We start from the raw sequence: 18776 nt of genomic DNA on the forward strand, positions 1-18776 counted from the left end.
ATGTTATTTTTTACTTTAGGCTCTCATATATTTATTTTAAGGGGGGATGTTCCTATGTATTTGGCTAAAGTAAACTATAAAAAAGATAATGTTGTTCAAATCCTTAGTGATACATTAAAAGATATAATTGATGAGAATACGGTTATAGTTTGTATAGGAACAGATAGAGCTATAGGCGATTCTTTAGGCCCTTTAGTTGGAACGATGTTAAAAAACAGCAATTATAAATATCCTGTTTATGGTACTTTAGATAAACCTATTCATGCTTTAAATATATATGAATCCCTACAGTCTATAAAGAAAAAACATGTTAATGGTAATTTTCTGGCTATAGATGCTTGTCTAGGATCAAAGAGCAATATAGGAAATTTACAAGTAAGAAAAGGACCTATCCTGCCCGGAAAGGGAGTAGGTAAGAAACTTCCTGAAATTGGGAATTATTCCATTGTTGGTATTGTTGATAAAGTAGACGAAAATAATAAATTTTCATTTAACAGTATACGTCTAAGCTTTATTTTAGATATGGCTGAAATAATAGCATTATCCTTGATACTTTCAACCTGATTTCAATATATCCCCTTTACAATCAAAAATAAAGAAGCTGTCAAAAGGCAGCTTCTTTATTTTTGAACTAATGCAAACATTAATTCTCCACTACAAACTAATTCTCCATCAACATATGCACTCGCATTAGCTTTTCCTATATTTCTTCTTAAAGAAGTCATTTCAACTTCCATTCTTAATGTATCTCCAGGTCTAACTTCTTTTTTAAATCTAACTTTATCTATACCTGCAAATACACCTAGTTTTCCTTTATTTTCGTCTATAGACATCATAGCTACAGCTCCAACTTGAGCCATCGCTTCTATAATTAAAACTCCTGGCATTATAGGATATTCTGGAAAATGACCTTGGAAAAATGGTTCATTAACGCTTACATTTTTTATACCTACAGCTCTTTTCCCTTCTTCAAGTTCAATAACTTTATCTACAAGTAAAAATGGATATCTATGAGGTATTAATTCCTTTATTTGATCAATATTTAGCATATTATTATTCTCCTTTTATAATTTTTCTTTTAAATAAACCTGTTCCACCTGTTTCTAACATATCTAGTGCTGATAGGGACTCTCCTGTACCTTTAGCAACGCACGATAAAGGATCTTCAGCTATTTTAACTTGCATACCTGTACTTTCCTCTATTCTTTTATCTAGTCCATGTAAAAGAGCTCCTCCACCTGTCATTATTATCCCACTTTCACTTATATCTGCTGCAAGTTCTGGAGGTGTTTTTTCAAGTACAGATCTAACAGTAGATACAATTTGGTTAACTCCATCCTCTAAAGCATTCAACATTTCTTTTGAATCTATAGTTATTTTTTGAGGAAGTCCTGTTACTAAATTTCTACCTTTTACATCCATAGTAACTTCTTCTTCTCTAGGATGTGCAGTTCCAATATTAATTTTAACTTGTTCAGCAGTTCTATCACCTATAAGTAAATTATGCTTTTTTCTCATATAATTTACTATATATTCATCGAATTTGTCTCCCCCCATTCTTATAGATTCACTTACAACCGCTCCTCCTAAAGATATTACAGCTATATCTGCTGTTCCTCCACCTATATCAACAACCATATTCCCATCAGGCTTAGCTATATCTAATCCAGCTCCTATAGCTGCCGCAATAGGCTCTTCTATAATATAAACGTCTCTAGCTCCAGCTTGTCTTGTAGCTTCTTCTACAGCTCTCTTTTCTACTTCAGTAACTCCCGTTGGAACACACACCATTATTCTAGGCATAAAAAATCGTGAAAAACCTTTCTTGTCTACCACTTTGTCTACATAATATGTTAACATTTTTTCAGTAATATTATAATCAGATATTACTCCATCTTTTAAAGGTCTTATAGCTACTATATTTCCTGGTGTTCTTCCTATCATCTTTCTAGCCTCATCACCTACAGCTAAAACAGTTTGTGACTTTTTATCTATTGCTACAACAGAAGGTTCTTTTACAACAATACCCCTTCCATTGACATATACAAGAACATTTGCAGTACCTAAATCGATACCGATATCAGCTCCTTTTGTCATTAAATTCAACTCCTTCTCAATTTATATAAACTTTTCGTTAATTTTAACACTCTACATACAAAATATACAAAAACTTGTTTTTAGTCAAGAAAAAAATGTAGGTTTTTCAACCTACATTTTTATTGCACTTCACTTCATATTTTTGTTTTGTTGCCATTCCCCCTCTTATATGCCTTTCAGATTTATTTTTTTCCAAAACCATTTTAACCTCTTTTGCAAGAGATGGATTAATTTCTTCTAATCGTTCAGTTACATCTTTGTGTATAGTGCTTTTACTTACACCAAATGTTTTAGCAGTTTGTCTAACTGTTGTTTTCTTCTCTAATATATACTTTGCTACAACTATAGCTCTTTCCTCTATATGCGATCTCAAAGCTTCCCCCCCTTAAATCCTACCTTAGTGATATATATGTAAAAAAACAAAAAAATATAACAAGCTTAATCAAATTTGATTAAGCTTGTTATATTTTTTATTTAATTAACTTCATAGGGTCTATATCTTTGCCATCTTTTGTTGCAGTTACATGCACATGTGCACCTTCTAAGCTTTCTACACTAGTAGTATTACCTACTTTTCCTATTACATCTCCGTCTTTAACTTCTTGTCCTTTTTTAACAGATACTTTGTCATCTAAGTTTGAATACACAACAGCTAATTTATCTTTAGATTCTACTTTTACAGATATTCCATGTTGGTCATCTTTAAAAACATCTGTTACTTTCCCATTAATTATTGATTTTACTTTACTTCCTTTTTTAGCTTGTACATCTAATGCTTTATGTATTTCCCATACATCTAATGTACTTGAGTAACTAGGCTCTTTTTCTGAATACTCTCTAGTCACTTTTTCTCCTAGATAGTTTATTTTGCTCTCTTCCTTTTTAACAACTTCTTTTTCTTTTACCTTATCTAAGTTCTCTTTTGAATTGGTAGCTGTTGGCACAGTTTTATCATCTTTTTCTATTAGGTGAATTTCGCCTTCTTCATCACCTTTTGCCACTTTATTTTGATTATCTAAGAAACCATTTTTTGAAGCTAAATCATCCACACTATTTTTTGTAAACCAAATACCTCCAATTGCTACTAAACAAACACATACAAATAAGGCTAAGTAAAAACCATCTTTCTCTAATAGTTTTTTCTTTTTCATGACGCACCTCCAAATATATTCATACATTTGTATTTTGTACCTTATTTGTTATTTTTATACAATTTTTATTCTTTTATATTTATTTTCTTTTCATATTTTTAATATTAATTTTTCACTATATATAAATAAATTAATATCTCTTCAATTTTTTACTTCATCATAATTCTTAAAATGTAAAAAAACTCTAAACTAACTTGTAAATCAAGTTAGTTTAGAGTTTTTAATATGTATCTTTAATATTTACATCTGAGTAATAATGTTCTAATATTTCATAGTATTTATACCCATCCTTAGCCATTCCCTCTGCTCCCCATTGACTCATGCCCACACCATGACCATATCCTTTTACAATAATATCCACATAATCTTTATTAAACTTCAAATCAAAGTTAGCAGAATTCAAATTAAATAAACTTCTTATATCACGGCCTGATATCTCTTTATTTCCAACATTTATCTTTTCAACCGATCCACCTTTACTTCTTTCTTCTATACTAACTTGTTTTGATAGTTTATCACTAGATATTGACATATTCGGATAACCTTTTCTTAATGTATTTATAAAGTCTGAATTATTTATCTTAACATTAGATGCATATTTAGGTGCATTTTTATCATAAGGACTATCTACAGATCTCAAATATGGATATTTAGTACTAAATACCTCTTCACTATTTTCTGTATTTCCTGATGATGTAGAAAAATATAATGGTAAAATTGGTTCATCTTTATATACTATAATTTGACCCTTAGTATCTTTAACAGCTTGTTCTATTTTTGTATAAGACTTATCCATCCAAGCTTGGCCATTTTTATTTAGCAATTCTTCTTTACTTTTATATTCCTGGCAATGCTTATAATCTGTACATACAGCTGCATTCTTATGCTTACCAGTTTTTTCACTATATACCGTAAATGTTCTAGCCGCCACCGCTTGTGCCTTTAAAGCCTCTTTGTCAAACTCTGCGGACATTTCACCTGCAAGAACTCCACATAAGTAAGCCTCTATGTCTAGAGTTTCCACTATTCCTTTTTTATGATTATAAACTTTTATTTTAGGTGATTCCTTATCTATAGTTTCGTAATTTTTAATACTTTTCTTTTTATTAATTTTTAGCTTAGTTTCAATTTTTAGCTTGTTTTGAATATGCGGTACTATATCTAGCTTTGAATCCGAACTATATGCAAGTATAGATACACAAATAGGTATAGCCGCAGTTACCAAAACAGTACTAGCTAAAACTAACAATGGGTTTTTCATAAAATTTTCCTCCTTGGATAAATACTTATAATCCATAAATTTTATGAAAAACCCGTGTTAATTATGACTAATTTTTAGTCTTCAATTATTTCTATATTTCCACCTAATGCTTGTATCTTCTTATCTATGTCTACATATCCTCTTTGTATATGATATATATCTCCTATTTCAGTTACTCCTTCAGCTATAAGTCCACATAAAATCAATGCAGCTCCAGCTCTTAAATCTGTTGCTTTTACTGTTGATCCATGTAATTGATCTACACCTGAAACAATAGCACTTCTACCTTCTATTTTTATATTAGCACCCATTCTATTGAACTCTGCAACATGCATAAATCTATTTTCAAATACAGTTTCTATAACTACTCCCGTTCCATTTGCTACAGTAGCCATAGCCATAAATTGAGCTTGAACATCTGTTGGGAACCCTGGGTGTGGTAATGTTTTTATATCTATTGGCTTTAACACTTCAGGTCCTTTGACTCTTACAGCATTATCCATATCTATTATTTCACATCCAGCCTCTTTTAATTTAGCTACAACAGGCTTTAAGTGTTCCATGATTACATTTTCTATAGTTATATCCCCTTTTGTCATAGCCGCTGCAACCATATATGTAGCTGCTTCTATTCTATCTGGTATAACTGTATGTTCAGCACCTTTAAGTGACTTAACTCCCTTGATTCTTATTGTATTAGTTCCTGCCCCTTTTACGTCAGCTCCCATTTCATTTAAGAAGTTTGCTAAATCAACTATTTCTGGTTCTTCTGCAGCATTTTCTACTATCGTTGTTCCTTCTGCTAAAGCAGCAGCCATCATTATGTTTTCTGTAGCTCCTACTGATGGGAAGTCTAAGTATAACTTGCTTCCTACTAATTTTTCTGCATTAGCTTCAACAAATCCATGATCTATTATTACATTAGCTCCTAATGCCTTAAATCCTTTTAGATGTAAATCTATAGGTCTAGTTCCTATTGCGCATCCTCCTGGCATAGATATCTTTGTATGATTAAATCTAGCAAGTAATGGTCCCATTACTAAGAATGATGCTCTCATTTTTCTTACAAGCTCATATGGAGCTTCACAAGTCTTTATATTACTTGCATCTACTGTTAATGTACAGTCTTTATATTCAACTTCTGCCCCTAAATGTCTTAATAAGTCAGATATTACATGTACGTCTTTTAAATTAGGAACCCCTTTTAATACTGATTTCCCATCAGCTAATAAAGTTGCTGCTATTATTGGTAATACTGCATTTTTTGCCCCATCTATTTTAACACTTCCTACAAGTGGATTACTCTTCTTAACTAAAATTTTTGCCATTTCACTTTTCTCCTCACACTAATAATCTAATTTTATTATAGGTGTAGCTATGTAAATCATAGTTTTTTCTTCATTTTCGCTATACCTAATTCCTATATTTAAATTTACCTTATTTCCCAAATATTCAAGGTAATCAGTTTTAATCAATTTACTAAAAGCTGTTACCGACATAAAATTTTCTTCTTCAACCCTATCTATTTCTTTAGCATTCATATTATATAATATTTTTTTCAAAATATCATCATATTTGTGTAGTTGTAACTTTTTTTTATACTCTCCAGCCATACATGTATAAATATCGACTTTTTTGCAATACAAATTTAGAGTATTTTCTACAACCGTATAAATATCCACTATATCTTTATATACTTTATTTTCTAATATGTCAACTATAATATATGACTCATTTTTACCTTTATTAGCGACAATGATAGATATATTTCTATCTTTTTCATCTATCTGTGCATATACCTGTGTTTGAGTATCCTTTTTACTTTCAATCCATTTCAAATTCGATTCTTCAAGCCCTAGATTTGAAATTATTTCCATGCAAATATTTTTCATTTCTTCTTTTTTTAAAGATTTATCTAAATACGCATTAGCTTTCATATTATAAAATTTAAAATTGCTATCTATGCTTTCAAAAGTATTTACTAGTTGCTTATATCCATTGCTCTTTATTTCATTTTTTGATTCTCCATAGCAAACAACTATCCCTAATAAAAATATAAATATCAAACTTGTACTTACTAATATTTTTTTCATAGTATTTCCTCCCCATATTTCCAGTTTTATACTATAAAGTATTAACAAAAAATGGTCGGTTATACTATTATCGATTCCAAAAAATATTTTAATATATTATTATAATTTTTTCTATATACATTCAATTATATATAATTTTACACAATAAAAAAGCTATACTTAATATTTTAAGTGTAGCTGGTTGCATCAATAACTCCATATATCCAAGATGCCCACATATAGGATATAGTTCTTCGCTTCTCAATTCATTATGAAATATATTTAATTGCGCATTAGAGGCTAAATTTGGCGCTTTTAAGCTTTCGTATGAGTTTCATTTGGATTTACCCTATCTTATACTCTCAAAAGCTTCAAATCACTATTTTTAAGATTTAGTTAATTACTCAGTATCTTAAATTAGTATTGTATATAAAATTATACATAAAGTTTAAAAAGGTGATTCTCAATATAAAATCGAGATATCACCTTTGATTTTTATTATTCAACAGTAACTGATTTGGCTAAATTTCTTGGTTTATCTACATCGCAACCTCTTTCAACTGCAACATAGTAAGATAATAATTGAAGTGGTAAAACTGTTAATATACTTGATAAAACATCCTCAACATTAGGTATATATACCACTTCATCAGCAGATTTTTCAACTTCTTTATTTTTCTCTTGAGCTACAGCAATTACATATGCTCCTCTTGCTCTAACCTCTTCCATGTTAGAAACCATTTTTTCAAATAACTCTCCTTGAGAAGCTATAGCAACTACAGGAGTTCCTTTTTCTATTAATGCTATAGTTCCATGCTTTAACTCACCTGCAGCAAATGCTTCTGCATGTATATATGATATTTCTTTTATTTTTAAAGCACCTTCCATAGCTATATTATAATCTAATCCTCTACCTAGGTAGAATGCGCTATGCTTTTCTTTTAAAGTCTTAGCAATTTCTTTTATATGATCTTCTTGTTTTAAAGCTTCTTCAACCTTTGAAGGCATTTCTTTTAGTTTTTCTATCATTTCATTATAGTACTCTCTAGTTATAGTACCTTTCTTTATAGCAAAGTCTAAAGCTATCATATAGAATGATACTAATTGAGTTGTATATGCCTTAGTTGATGCAACTGATATTTCAGGTCCTGCCCAAGTATAGAATACATCGTCTGATTCTCTTGCAATTGAAGACCCAACAACGTTAGTTACTGATAATATTCTAGCTCCTCTTTCTTTAGCATATCTTAAAGAAGCTAAAGTATCTGCAGTTTCTCCTGATTGACTTACTAATATTAATAATGTCTTATCATCTATAAATGGATCTCTATATCTAAATTCTGATGCTATATCTGTTATAACTGGTATCTTAGCAAATTTTTCTATAGCGAACTTTCCTATAAGTCCAGCATGATAAGCAGTTCCACACGCTACTATATAAACTCTATTTATATTGTCTAAATCTTCTTTAGTCATTTTTATATCATCTAAATGGATTTCTCCGTTTTCATTTAATCTTCTTACTAATGTTTCTTTTACTCCATTAGGCTGTTCATATATTTCTTTTAACATGAAATGTTCGTATCCACCTTTAGATGCAGCTTCAACATCCCAAGTAATTTCATTAACTTCTTTATTTACTACTTCTCTATTTTCATTTAATATAGTAACTTTATCTCCTACTATATGAACAAATTCACCATTTTCTAAGAAATATACATTTCTTGTATATTTTAATATTGCAGGTATATCTGATGCTATAAAGTTTTCTCCATCTCCAAGTCCTACAACTAAAGGACTATCTTTTCTAACTGATACTAATTCTTGATTATTATCTTTACATATAACACCTAATGCATATGCTCCTCTTAATCTTTGAGTAGCTTTATATACTGCATCTAGTAAATTACCTTCATAATATTTATCAACTAAATGTGCTACTACTTCTGTATCTGTTTGAGATAAGAATTTTACACCTTCAGCTTGTAATTCTTCTTTTAATTCCATATAGTTTTCTATAATTCCATTGTGAACTACAGCTATTGTTCTATCCATATTAAAGTGAGGATGTGAATTAACATCTGATGGCTCTCCATGAGTCGCCCATCTTGTGTGTCCTATTCCTAAACCTCCATTTATAGGGTTCTTTTCTAAATCCTCTGCTAAAACAGCTAATCTTCCTTTAAACTTTCTTATTTCTAACTCATTTCCTGTATTTATAGCAACACCTGCAGAATCATACCCTCTGTATTCAAGCTTTGATAATCCTTCTACTAAAACTTCTGTTGCCATTTTATTTCCTAAATATCCAACTATACCACACATAATTTGTGTCCTCCTAAAAATATTAATTTTATATATATTTTTAAGATTCAGGTCAGTTTACATAAACTTTTTTTTGTACATATAATCACTTATATGGTTTGTAAAAGCTTTACGATGGTAAACACACCGCAGAGTATCCGCCGACAATTCGATTAACTCTGTCCTCGTCAACTTAGATTTTACTAAGTTCTGGCGCTTGTAAAGTAAATACTGAATATAACCTTCAGCATTTACTTATTAAATTATGATAATTTTTCTTGTATTAAGTTAGCTAAATTTGTAGCTAACTCTTTTAATTGACCTTCATCTTTACCCTCTAACATAACTCTTACTAATGGCTCTGTTCCTGATGGTCTTATTAAGACTCTTCCACATCCATCCATTAGTTTTTCTATTCTTTCTATTTCAGCTTTAATTTCTGGTATTTCCATGTATCTATTTTTATTTTCATTTTTTATTCTAGCGTTAACTAATACTTGTGGATATTGATTCATTACTGCTGCAAGTTCTGATAAAGTTTTACCTTCTTCTTTAACTATTTGAGCCAAAACTAAAGAACTTAAAGTTCCATCTCCAGTCGTATTATAATCTAAGAAAATCATATGACCTGATTGCTCTCCACCTAAATTATATCCACTGTTTTTCATTTCCTCTAAAACATATCTGTCTCCTACAGCTGTTGTTGCTAGATTTATGTTGTTTTCTTTTGCAGCTATAACTAAACCTATATTACTCATAACTGTAACAACTAAAGTGTCTTTAGCTAACTTGTTGTGCTTCTTTAAATATATTGCACTTAATATCATTATATGGTCACCATCTACAATTTGACCCTTTTCATTTACAGCTATTAGTCTATCTGCATCACCATCATATGCAAGTCCTAAATCAGCTTTATTTTTTAATACAGCTTCTTGAAGTCCTTCTGGGTGTGTTGATCCACATTTATCATTTATGTTATTTCCATCTGGTGTATTATTTATAGCTACAACATCTGCTCCTAACTCTTCAAACACCATTGGCGCAACTTTGTATGCAGCTCCATTCGCACAGTCTAACACAACTTTTAATCCATTAAAATCTATATTAACTATAGTTTTTAAATAATCAACGTAATCTCTTACAGCGTCATGTTCGTGTATCTTTTTACCAACTTTATCTCCAGTTGGATGTACTTCTACTTTTTCTATATCATCTATATATGACTCTATTTCAAGTTCAATAGAATCATCAAGTTTATATCCATGTTCATTAAAGAATTTTATTCCATTATATTCTACTGGGTTATGAGATGCTGATATAACTACTCCACAATCTGCATTGTAGTGTTTAGTCAAATATGCTACTCCTGGAGTTGGTATTACACCAACAGTTATAATATCACATCCAACTGACATAAGTCCAGCTATAAGAGCTGATTCTAGCATATCTCCAGATACTCTAGTATCTTTACCAACTACAACCTTAACTTTATCTTTCCCTTTAGTTAAAACATACCCACCTGCTCTACCTAGCTTATACGCTAGATCACAGTTAAGTTCTGTATTGGCTATTCCTCTTACTCCGTCAGTTCCAAAATATTTTCTCATCAAAAAAACTCCTTCCAGCAATAAAGACTTTTAAATATATCACAGTTTTATATTATGTTCAATCATAGTCTTTAGTTCATAATTGTTATTGTAATATGTTTCACAAAAAAAGACAATAGTATTTACACCATTGTCTTTTTTCTGTCTTTAATTAACTAAATATGACATATTTCAATTATGCAAGCGCTTCTTGAGATTTAACTGCTTCAGCACCTTTTAGTAAAGCGGCTTTGTTTAATGGAACAAATTTTTCTTTACTTGGCCCGAAAACTTTTTTAAATGCTTCTAATACAGAATCTACTTCCACACATTTATTTAACTCTAAGTATGCTCCTAACATTATCATATTAGCAACTCTTGGATTTCCAAGTTCTAAAGCTAATTCATTAGCTTGTATGTAGTAAGTTTTTACGTCTGTTCTTTCAACTTTTTTCTCTATTAATGAACTGTTCACTAGTATTTTACCCCCAGGAACAACATCTTTTTCAAATTTATCAAGTGAAGGTAAGTTCATAACTATAGCACAAGTTGCATCATCAGTTATAACTGGTGATCCTACTGGAGTATCAGAAATTGTTACTGAACAGTTAGCAGTTCCTCCACGCATTTCTGGTCCATATGATGGTAGCCATGAAACTTCCTTTTTCTCAAGCATTCCTGCATAAGTAAGTAATTGTCCCATAGACATAACACCTTGACCACCAAATCCTGCACATATTACTCTTTCTGTAGCCATATTACTTCGCCTCCTCAACTTTAACATCTTTAATATTTCCTATTGGATAGTATGGCATCATATTATCTCTTAGCCATTGTAATGAATCTTGAGGAGTTAATCCCCAGTTTGTAGGACAAGTTGATAATACTTCTACTATACCAAATCCTAATCCAGCTAATTGAACTTCAAAAGCTTTCTTTATAGCTTTTTTAGCTTTTCTTACATTAGCAGGAGTATCTACAGAAACTCTCTCTACAAATACAGCTCTATCTAAAGTTCCTAACATTTCAACCATTCTTATAGGAGCTCCTTGTAAATTTATATCTCTTCCACTTTGAGCTGTAGTAGCTTTTTGACCTAATAAAGTTGTTGGAGCCATTTGCCCACCTGTCATACCATATATAGCATTATTTACAAATATTGTTGTAAATTTTTCTCCTCTTGCAGCCGCATGAACTATCTCAGCAGTTCCTATAGATGCTAAGTCTCCATCTCCTTGATAAGTAAATACTACTTTATCTGGATGAACTCTTTTTATACCTGTAGCAACAGCTGGTGCTCTACCATGAGAAGCCTCTTGCATGTCACAGTTAAAGTAATTGTATGCTAAAACTGAACACCCAACAGGAGCAACCCCTATAGTATCTCCTAATACACCTAGTTCTTCTAATACTTCTCCTACTAATCTATGGATTATACCATGTGTACATCCTGGACAGTAGTGTGTTTGGTTATCTGTTAATCCTTGAGTTTTCTTGAATACAAGTGTCATTATCTAGCACCTCCCATAGCAACTTGTTGAGATTGTTCTACTATTTCTTTAGCTTTTGCAGCTATTTCTGCTGGTGATGGTATCATACCACCTGTTCTTCCATAGAAGTGAACAGGTAATCTACCTTCTATAGCTAGTCTAACATCCTCTACCATTTGTCCAGTACTCATTTCTACTGTTAATAAGTTCTTAGCTTCTGGTATTTGATTAAATGCTTCAAATGGGAATGGCCATAAAGTTTTAGGTCTTATAAGACCAGCTTTTATACCTTCTTCTCTTAAACTTTCTATTGTATTTTTAACGATTCTTGAAGTAGTTCCGTATGCTACGAATACTATTTCAGCATCCTCTGTTTTGTACATTTCATATGCAGTTTCATTTTTTTCTATTTCTTTATATTTAGCATCTAAATTTATACAGTGATCTTCTAGAGATTTTGGATCTAAGTATAAAGAGTTTATTATATTTGGTTTTCTCTCCATTTTAGTTCCAACACTAGCCCAAGTTTTTGGAGCTAATTCTCTTGTTTTAGGCTTATTAAATTCTACTGGTTCCATCATTTGACCTATCATACCATCTCCAACTACCATAACTGGAGTTCTGTAGTAATCTGCAACTTCAAAAGCTTCCATTACCATATCAACAGCTTCTTGAACAGTTGCTGGTGCATAAACTGGAGTTCTATAATCTCCATTTCCTCCACCTCTTGTTGACATAAAGTAGTCAGATTGAGATGGTTGTATTCCTCCAAGTCCTGGACCACCTCTCATTATATTAACAACAACACATGGAAGCTCTGCTCCTGCTGCGTATGTTATACCTTCTTGTTTTAAAGCTATTCCTGGCGAAGATGAAGATGTCATAACTCTAGCACCTGCTCCTGCTGCTCCATAAACCATATTTATCGCAGATACTTCTGATTCTGCTTGAACAAAAGCTCCTCCATTTTTTGGTAGTTCTCTAGACATATATTCTGGTAACTCGTTTTGTGGTGTTATTGGATAACCAAAGAAATACTTACAGCCAGCTTCCATAGCTGCTTTCCCTATTGCTTCGTTACCCTTCATAAGTATCTTAGCCATTTTAATTCCCCCTTAAGTTTGTATTTAGTCTCTCTCTACTGTTATAACTGCATCTGGACACATAGTTGCACAATTTGCACATCCTACGCATTTATCCATATCAGAAACAGAAGCTGGATTATATCCTTTTTTGTTTATTGTAGCCTTGTCTATTTCTACAATCTTAACTGGACATGCTGAAACACAAAGTGCACACCCTTTACATAAGTCTTGGTCAAAAGTAACTTTTCCCTTAGCCATTTTAATTAGCCTCCTTGAACTGTATATATTTAAACCTCATTTTACATCCAACATTCTCTCATGTATAAATTTATTGGAAATATATCCCCATCTAAGTTTGTTGGAAGTTGAGGTATTAAGCTTTCTAAACAAGTAACATACTTTATTGGTATATTAGTTATATTTGAAACTTCTTTAACTAGTTCTTGTCCTTTTAGGATGTCTTCTATAGTAGTTTCTCTAACTAAATGTGTATTATTTATAAGTCCTGTTACTTTTAATTTTGATGAGTTTTCTATAGCTCGAATATGATTTATCACATCACTCGTAGTTTGAGTTTGCTCTCTATTTGCATTAACCACGCAAAACATATCATAATCGTCTTTTTCTACAAGATGACTAAATCTACCTAAAACTCTAGCCCCTACATCATCTCCTCCTACATCAATTACATAATCATACGATTTATCTGTTAAAGGCGCTGTAACTTGAGCTGATACAGCTGGTAAATCTAATGAAGTTGCTTGTATTGAACTATCTATAGGCATTATATTTTTAGATTGTAAAAAATCTCTTTTTTCTCTAGTCCTAAAGTAAACGTTTACAATATCAAGATCTGATATCGCAACTTTAGCATCAGTAAGGTCTCTAAGCTTTGTTACATAATTCATAGAAAACTCACTTTTGCCACTACCATAATGACCTATAATGATTCTAATCCTCTTGTCATTTTTTATCATATAATCACCTTTTATAATGTATTAGCAGTAGCTAATTCTTTTCCATAAACTTTGGCTTCTTCTTCTTTATTTAGAACTCTAAGACCACCTTGAGCTAATGCTATCATTTCATCTTCCCCTGGGTAAACCTTTACCTCAGCTATAAATTTAACTTTATCAATTATCATGTTCGTAAACATATTTGAGTAAGCTATTCCTCCAGTTAATAAAACTGCATCTACATCTCCATTTAATACTGATGCACAAGCTCCTATCTCTTTAGCAACTTGGTATGCCATTGCTTCATAAACCAATTTAGCTTTATCATTTCCTTCAGCAATCATAGATTCTACTTCTCTACCATCATTAGTATTTAAGTATGCTACTAAACCTCCATTGCCTTTTATTCTTTTCTTTATATCATCAAGTGAATATTCTCCACTAAAACACATTTTTACTAAGTCTCCTACTGGAAGACCCCCACTTCTTTCTGGAGAAAAAGGACCTTCTCCATCTAAAGCATTTGCAACATCTATAACTGAACCTTTTTTATGAGCTCCAACTGAAATTCCTCCACCCATATGAGCAACTATAAAGTTACAATCTTCATACTTCTTATCTAAATCTTTAGCAGCTCTTCTTGCAGTAGCTTTTTGATTTAGTGCGTGGAATATACTTTTTCTTGATATTTCTGGTATTCCTGATATTCTTGCTACATCATGTAATTCATCAACTACAACTGGATCTACTATATATGAAGGTAGTCCTACACTGTCACCTATTTCTTTAGCTATTAGCCCTCCTAAGTTAGATGCATGTTCTCCTAGTACTCCTACTTTTAAATCTTCCATCATATCTTCATCTACACTATATGTACCACCTGTTATAGGTTTTAAAAGTCCACCTCTACCTACTACAGCATTTAAGTCTGATACTTTTATTCCACCTTCTAATAATGCATCTTCTATAACTTTTTTTCTGAATTCAAATTGATCTGATATTTTTTCATATTGTCCAATTTCTTCTGATGAATGTCTTAATGTCTTTTCAAATAATAAGTTTTCATTTTCAAAAACTGCTATCTTAGTTGATGTTGATCCTGGATTTATCGTTAGTATTTTAAATAAATTTTCCATATTAAGCCCCCTGTATATTCATCTATTTAACTTTTGCAGCCATTAAAACTCCTAATGCTATAGAATTTAGCTTAGTCTCTTCACTATCAGCTCTTGAAGTTAATATTATTGGTGCCTTAGCCCCTACTATAACTCCTGCATTTTTTGTTTCAGAGAAGAATACTAGTGATTTATATAGTATATTTCCAGCTTCTATATCTGGAGCTAGTAATATATCTGCTTTTCCTGCTATAGGATGACTCATTCCTTTATGTTTTGCAGCTTCTTCTGAAACAGCATTATCTAAAGCAAACGGTCCCCCTACTATACATCCTTTTATATCTCCATTTGCACACATTTCCTCTAAATCCTTTGCATCTATAGTATCTTGCATCTTAGGATTTACTTTTTCTTTAGCACAAATAGCAGCTACTTTTGGTTCTTCTATATCTAGTGCATGCGCAACTACGCAAGCGTTTTCTATGATTTGTTTTTTACCTTGAACATCTGGTGATAAGTTCATAGCAGCATCTGTTATAAAGAAAAGTCTATCATATCCTTTAACATCAAAAACAGCAACATGACTTAATATGTTTCCTGTTCTTAATCCAACTTCTTTATTTAATACCGCCTTTAATATTATTGATGTGTCCACTAAGCCTTTCATTACCATATCTGCTTTACCTTCAGATACTAAACTAACCGCTTTTAAAGATGCTTGAGCTAAGTCTTTTTCATCTATTAACTCATATCCATCTAAATCTATATTTAATTCCTTCGCTATCTCTTTTGTTTTTTCTATATCTCCAACTAATATTGCATTAGCTATTCCTTCTTTTTTCGCCATATCAACAGCAATTAAAACTTCTTTATCTTGAGAGCAAGCAACTGATATGATTTTAGGCCCTCTTTCTTTCGCGTACTTTATTACATCATTAAAGCTTCTCAAAACGTCACCCCATTTTATTTTAGATATCTATGAAATTGTTTTCCTTCACATTTTTATCATATATCTAAAATAAAAAAGATGCAACAAAAATTATTTATTTAACTTACTAATTTTTGCCACATCCTCTTATTTTTCGCTATATTTCTACCGTTTTAGGTTCTATTTGAACATTTTTAAAATTATATTCACTTTTATATTTTATAACGTATTTACCTTCACCTTGGGATGTATCCGCCATATCTATATATAATTGTATATCTTTTTGGCTTAAATCCTTTATCTCATCAGAATAACTAACTGTTATTTTTATATTTTCTGGAATTTTACTTAAATCGACCTCTTTTCCAGTTTCATTTTCTTTTGAGATAATTTCTATATCAGATTTTGAAATTAGAAACTCACTTGTTATATTTTTATTTATGTTTAGCTTGATACTTGAGATATTATTTTTAATTTTTATATCCTTAGGTATATCCAATGCTACATCTATGCTATTATTACTTTTCAAATCATTAGCAGTTATAGGTTTTGTGTTTATACCATTTATATTGTCTAGTGCTTCTTTCTTTCCTTCTATAGTTATATCCTTTGGATTTATAGAATAGTTTTCTAAATTAGATTGATTAGCTACACTGTCATCAAATACTAACTTAACTGGAACTACCTTTTCTTGTAAAAATTTTACTGTTGCTACAACAAAATTATCATCTAATTTAACCCCTTTAACTACATCTCCATTAGCATCTACTGGCACTAATTTCAACTTAGTCGAAAAGTCTTTATATTTATCAGATGCATCCAAAGTAGCTTTAATTCTAGTCACCTTATTAACAAGAGTTCTAGGTCCACTCACATCTACAGTTTTCTTATTTATATCTATATTATCAATATTAGTTTTTGGTTCTCCTTCAACATCTACAGATATACTTCTTTTCTCATTTACTACTTTTTCTAAATCTAATGTTATGACATTTGGCTTAATATCATACTTATTTACACGCTCAGGTAAATTAGCTTGTAAATATACTACATTTTTTCCTTCTTTAGGATCATCTAGTCTTCCATAAATGTATATGTTATCTCTATTTATAGGTCTTAAGCTTGATAAATTAGCTCTTATAGATATATCTGCAAGTAATTCCTCTTTTGGATATACCGTTAACCCTCTTTCTTCTAGTATGCTCATATTAGTAATTGTTACAGGTATATCACTAAAGGTCCTAGTTTCTACTGGATCTTCTACTGTCATAACATATAGCCATAGAACTAATGCGCTTAATAATGATATTAATTTTATTTTAGTATTATTTTTTAATCTATTTTTCATCTAAATATACCACCTTTTAAAAAGCCTTTTTCTTGATCTTGATCACTAGATTTTAAATTGCTTCGTAATATATTAGTTAATCTTTCTTTTGTCATATTTCTATATAACTTTCCTGACTTAGCTATTGAAACTGCTCCTGTTTCTTCTGATACTATAAGAGATAAACAGTCAGAAATTTCACTTACTCCGATTGCAGCTCTATGTCTTGTTCCTAAATCTTTGCTTAAGTCCTTACTTTCAGTAAGTGGTAAAAAACATGCTGCAGCTTTTACTTTTCCATCTCTAATAACAACCGCACCATCATGAAGAGGTGTATTAGGTATAAATATATTTATTAATAACTGTCTAGATATTTCAGCATCAATTATAGTCCCAGTATTTATAACTTCCCCTATTCTAGTATCTCTTTCCATTATTATAAGGGCACCTATTTTTTGTCTTGATAGAGAGTATAGACATTCAACGATTTCTTCTATATCTTTTTTAAGTTGATCTTCTGATATAGTATAATTATTTTTACCTAAAAAAGTAAATTTAGTTCTTCCTATATATTCAAGCCCAGATCTAAGCTCTGGTTGAAATATTATAAGCACTGCAATCAAACCTACTGTTAAAGTATTTTCTAACATCCAATATAATGTATGTAAATTAAATATTTCGCTGACCTTAGTAGCCACTAAAAGAAATAACATCCCTTTTAAAACTTGCTCTGCTCTAGTATCTTTTATAAAAGTATATACTTTGTAAAAGATATAGGTAACGATTGCTATATCTACTATATCAGGTATATTTACATTACTTGCTAAACTAATAAAACCTTGCCAAAAAGAATCTATATTAAACACAGTACTTTCCTCCTGTTTATAATACTTAAATTGCTTACAATATGTATTATACTATATTAATCCAGCTATATTCAATTTATATATAAAATACTTTTTTAATATAAAAAAAGAGCTTCACAAATGTGAAACTCCTTTTACGATTGGTGAGCGCACAGGGATTCGAACCCCGGACACACGCCTTAGAAGGGCGTTGCTCTATCCAGCTGAGCTATGCACCCACATTTTTTATTTGGAGCGGGAAACGAGATTCGAACTCGCGACTTCAACCTTGGCAAGGTTGCGCTCTACCACTGAACTATTCCCGCTTATTAAGTTGGCGACCTGGAAGGGACTCGAACCCTCGACCTCCAGCGTGACAGGCTGGCATTCTAACCAGCTGAACTACCAGGCCGCATTTATATGGTGGGATTAACAGGGCTCGAACCTGTGACCCCCTGCTTGTAAGGCAGGTGCTCTCCCAGCTGAGCTATAATCCCACGACTGGTGACCCATAGGGGAATCGAACCCCTGTTACCGCCGTGAAAGGGCGGTGTCT

At 31.4% G+C, this 18776-nt stretch carries 19 protein-coding genes, 4 tRNA genes and 1 riboswitch; of the genes, 1 reads left to right on the forward strand and 22 read right to left on the reverse strand.

What is annotated here, in order from left to right:
* Window positions 1-54 precede the first annotated feature (54 nt).
* Window positions 55-564 (forward strand): spore protease YyaC, encoded by a 510-nt coding sequence (gene yyaC / locus VN21_RS05980; protein ID WP_021428266.1) that lies wholly within the window; start codon window positions 55-57, stop codon window positions 562-564.
* Window positions 565-620: 56 nt separating this feature from the next.
* Here yyaC and fabZ read toward each other — a convergent pair whose 3' ends face one another.
* The 22 genes from fabZ to VN21_RS06090 all read right to left on the reverse strand — a co-directional run bounded on the left by fabZ (window position 621) and on the right by VN21_RS06090 (window position 18717).
* A complete protein-coding gene (fabZ, locus tag VN21_RS05985; protein ID WP_046822481.1) occupies window positions 621-1049 on the reverse strand; it encodes a 3-hydroxyacyl-ACP dehydratase FabZ in 429 nt (142 codons plus the stop codon).
* 4 nt (window positions 1050-1053) lie between these two features.
* Window positions 1054-2097, reverse strand: coding sequence for a rod shape-determining protein (gene mreB / locus VN21_RS05990; RefSeq protein ID WP_046822482.1), 1044 nt, complete (start codon window positions 2095-2097; stop codon window positions 1054-1056).
* A gap of 106 nt (window positions 2098-2203) precedes the next feature.
* Complete coding sequence (gene spoIIID, locus VN21_RS05995; RefSeq protein ID WP_021428251.1) at window positions 2204-2470, reverse strand: sporulation transcriptional regulator SpoIIID; 267 nt, start codon at window positions 2468-2470, stop codon at window positions 2204-2206.
* Between the two features lie 97 nt (window positions 2471-2567).
* Window positions 2568-3248 (reverse strand): M23 family metallopeptidase, encoded by a 681-nt coding sequence (locus tag VN21_RS06000; RefSeq protein WP_046822483.1) that lies wholly within the window; start codon window positions 3246-3248, stop codon window positions 2568-2570.
* 220 nt (window positions 3249-3468) lie between these two features.
* The gene (gene spoIID / locus VN21_RS06005; RefSeq protein ID WP_046822484.1) at window positions 3469-4509 is read right to left on the reverse strand and encodes a stage II sporulation protein D; all 1041 of its coding nucleotides are present in this window, start codon (window positions 4507-4509) and stop codon (window positions 3469-3471) included.
* A 74-nt stretch (window positions 4510-4583) separates the two neighbouring features.
* Window positions 4584-5837: a UDP-N-acetylglucosamine 1-carboxyvinyltransferase gene (gene murA / locus VN21_RS06010; protein WP_046822485.1), complete on the reverse strand. Its 1254-nt coding sequence runs from the start codon at window positions 5835-5837 to the stop codon at window positions 4584-4586.
* Window positions 5838-5855: 18 nt separating this feature from the next.
* Entirely contained in the window at window positions 5856-6602 is a 747-nt protein-coding gene (locus VN21_RS06015) for a YwmB family TATA-box binding protein (protein WP_046822486.1), read from the reverse strand.
* A gap of 166 nt (window positions 6603-6768) precedes the next feature.
* Window positions 6769-6852, reverse strand: a riboswitch (cyclic di-GMP riboswitch).
* Between the two features lie 227 nt (window positions 6853-7079).
* Window positions 7080-8906 (reverse strand): glutamine--fructose-6-phosphate transaminase (isomerizing), encoded by a 1827-nt coding sequence (gene glmS, locus VN21_RS06020; RefSeq protein ID WP_046822487.1) that lies wholly within the window; start codon window positions 8904-8906, stop codon window positions 7080-7082.
* 242 nt (window positions 8907-9148) lie between these two features.
* Window positions 9149-10495, reverse strand: a complete 1347-nt coding sequence (glmM, locus tag VN21_RS06025) for a phosphoglucosamine mutase (protein WP_046822488.1) — start codon at window positions 10493-10495, stop codon at window positions 9149-9151.
* 175 nt (window positions 10496-10670) lie between these two features.
* Complete coding sequence (locus VN21_RS06030; RefSeq protein WP_021428304.1) at window positions 10671-11231, reverse strand: 2-oxoacid:acceptor oxidoreductase family protein; 561 nt, start codon at window positions 11229-11231, stop codon at window positions 10671-10673.
* Window position 11232: 1 nt separating this feature from the next.
* Window positions 11233-11985 carry a thiamine pyrophosphate-dependent enzyme gene (locus VN21_RS06035; RefSeq protein WP_035117711.1) on the reverse strand — a complete coding sequence of 251 codons (753 nt, stop codon included), beginning with the start codon at window positions 11983-11985 and terminating at the stop codon, window positions 11233-11235.
* The gene (locus tag VN21_RS06040; RefSeq protein ID WP_021428273.1) at window positions 11985-13067 is read right to left on the reverse strand and encodes a 3-methyl-2-oxobutanoate dehydrogenase subunit VorB; all 1083 of its coding nucleotides are present in this window, start codon (window positions 13065-13067) and stop codon (window positions 11985-11987) included. Before VN21_RS06040 ends, VN21_RS06035 begins: the two co-directional genes overlap by 1 nt.
* A 24-nt stretch (window positions 13068-13091) precedes the next feature.
* A complete protein-coding gene (locus VN21_RS06045) occupies window positions 13092-13307 on the reverse strand; it encodes a 4Fe-4S binding protein (protein WP_021428297.1) in 216 nt (71 codons plus the stop codon).
* 41 nt (window positions 13308-13348) lie between these two features.
* Window positions 13349-14026: a hypothetical protein gene (locus tag VN21_RS06050; RefSeq protein WP_046822489.1), complete on the reverse strand. Its 678-nt coding sequence runs from the start codon at window positions 14024-14026 to the stop codon at window positions 13349-13351.
* A gap of 11 nt (window positions 14027-14037) precedes the next feature.
* Window positions 14038-15141: a butyrate kinase gene (gene buk, locus VN21_RS06055; protein WP_046822490.1), complete on the reverse strand. Its 1104-nt coding sequence runs from the start codon at window positions 15139-15141 to the stop codon at window positions 14038-14040.
* 22 nt (window positions 15142-15163) lie between these two features.
* A complete protein-coding gene (gene ptb / locus VN21_RS06060) occupies window positions 15164-16069 on the reverse strand; it encodes a phosphate butyryltransferase (protein ID WP_046822491.1) in 906 nt (301 codons plus the stop codon).
* Between the two features lie 136 nt (window positions 16070-16205).
* Window positions 16206-17396: a CdaR family protein gene (locus VN21_RS06065; protein ID WP_046822492.1), complete on the reverse strand. Its 1191-nt coding sequence runs from the start codon at window positions 17394-17396 to the stop codon at window positions 16206-16208.
* The gene (gene cdaA, locus VN21_RS06070) at window positions 17393-18241 is read right to left on the reverse strand and encodes a diadenylate cyclase CdaA (protein ID WP_046822493.1); all 849 of its coding nucleotides are present in this window, start codon (window positions 18239-18241) and stop codon (window positions 17393-17395) included. The genes VN21_RS06065 and cdaA overlap by 4 nt, the downstream gene beginning before the upstream one ends.
* A gap of 141 nt (window positions 18242-18382) precedes the next feature.
* A tRNA-Arg gene (locus VN21_RS06075) sits at window positions 18383-18459 on the reverse strand.
* 12 nt (window positions 18460-18471) lie between these two features.
* A tRNA-Gly gene (locus tag VN21_RS06080) sits at window positions 18472-18546 on the reverse strand.
* Between the two features lie 9 nt (window positions 18547-18555).
* A tRNA-Asp gene (locus VN21_RS06085) sits at window positions 18556-18632 on the reverse strand.
* Window positions 18633-18641: 9 nt separating this feature from the next.
* Window positions 18642-18717 (reverse strand) — tRNA-Val (locus VN21_RS06090).
* Between the last annotated feature and the right edge of the window lie 59 nt (window positions 18718-18776).

Source organism: Paraclostridium benzoelyticum, from assembly GCF_001006285.1.
GTDB classification, from domain to species: domain Bacteria; phylum Bacillota; class Clostridia; order Peptostreptococcales; family Peptostreptococcaceae; genus Paraclostridium; species Paraclostridium benzoelyticum.

What these genes read in the sequence shown, in the direction of transcription:
- yyaC (WP_021428266.1), top strand. Translation starts at nt 55, where the DNA reads ATGTATTTGGCTAAAGTAAACTATAAAAAAGATAATGTTGTTCAAATC.
- mreB (WP_046822482.1), bottom strand. Translation starts at nt 2,097, where the DNA reads ATGACAAAAGGAGCTGATATCGGTATCGATTTAGGTACTGCAAATGTT.
- VN21_RS06015 (WP_046822486.1), bottom strand. Translation starts at nt 6,602, where the DNA reads ATGAAAAAAATATTAGTAAGTACAAGTTTGATATTTATATTTTTATTA.
- VN21_RS06040 (WP_021428273.1), bottom strand. Translation starts at nt 13,067, where the DNA reads ATGGCTAAGATACTTATGAAGGGTAACGAAGCAATAGGGAAAGCAGCT.
- VN21_RS06065 (WP_046822492.1), bottom strand. Translation starts at nt 17,396, where the DNA reads ATGAAAAATAGATTAAAAAATAATACTAAAATAAAATTAATATCATTA.
- fabZ (WP_046822481.1), bottom strand. Translation starts at nt 1,049, where the DNA reads ATGCTAAATATTGATCAAATAAAGGAATTAATACCTCATAGATATCCA.
- VN21_RS06035 (WP_035117711.1), bottom strand. Translation starts at nt 11,985, where the DNA reads ATGACACTTGTATTCAAGAAAACTCAAGGATTAACAGATAACCAAACA.
- glmM (WP_046822488.1), bottom strand. Translation starts at nt 10,495, where the DNA reads ATGAGAAAATATTTTGGAACTGACGGAGTAAGAGGAATAGCCAATACA.
- VN21_RS06030 (WP_021428304.1), bottom strand. Translation starts at nt 11,231, where the DNA reads ATGGCTACAGAAAGAGTAATATGTGCAGGATTTGGTGGTCAAGGTGTT.
- VN21_RS06050 (WP_046822489.1), bottom strand. Translation starts at nt 14,026, where the DNA reads ATGATAAAAAATGACAAGAGGATTAGAATCATTATAGGTCATTATGGT.
- glmS (WP_046822487.1), bottom strand. Translation starts at nt 8,906, where the DNA reads ATGTGTGGTATAGTTGGATATTTAGGAAATAAAATGGCAACAGAAGTT.
- VN21_RS06000 (WP_046822483.1), bottom strand. Translation starts at nt 3,248, where the DNA reads ATGAAAAAGAAAAAACTATTAGAGAAAGATGGTTTTTACTTAGCCTTA.
- VN21_RS06045 (WP_021428297.1), bottom strand. Translation starts at nt 13,307, where the DNA reads ATGGCTAAGGGAAAAGTTACTTTTGACCAAGACTTATGTAAAGGGTGT.
- spoIID (WP_046822484.1), bottom strand. Translation starts at nt 4,509, where the DNA reads ATGAAAAACCCATTGTTAGTTTTAGCTAGTACTGTTTTGGTAACTGCG.
- buk (WP_046822490.1), bottom strand. Translation starts at nt 15,141, where the DNA reads ATGGAAAATTTATTTAAAATACTAACGATAAATCCAGGATCAACATCA.
- murA (WP_046822485.1), bottom strand. Translation starts at nt 5,837, where the DNA reads ATGGCAAAAATTTTAGTTAAGAAGAGTAATCCACTTGTAGGAAGTGTT.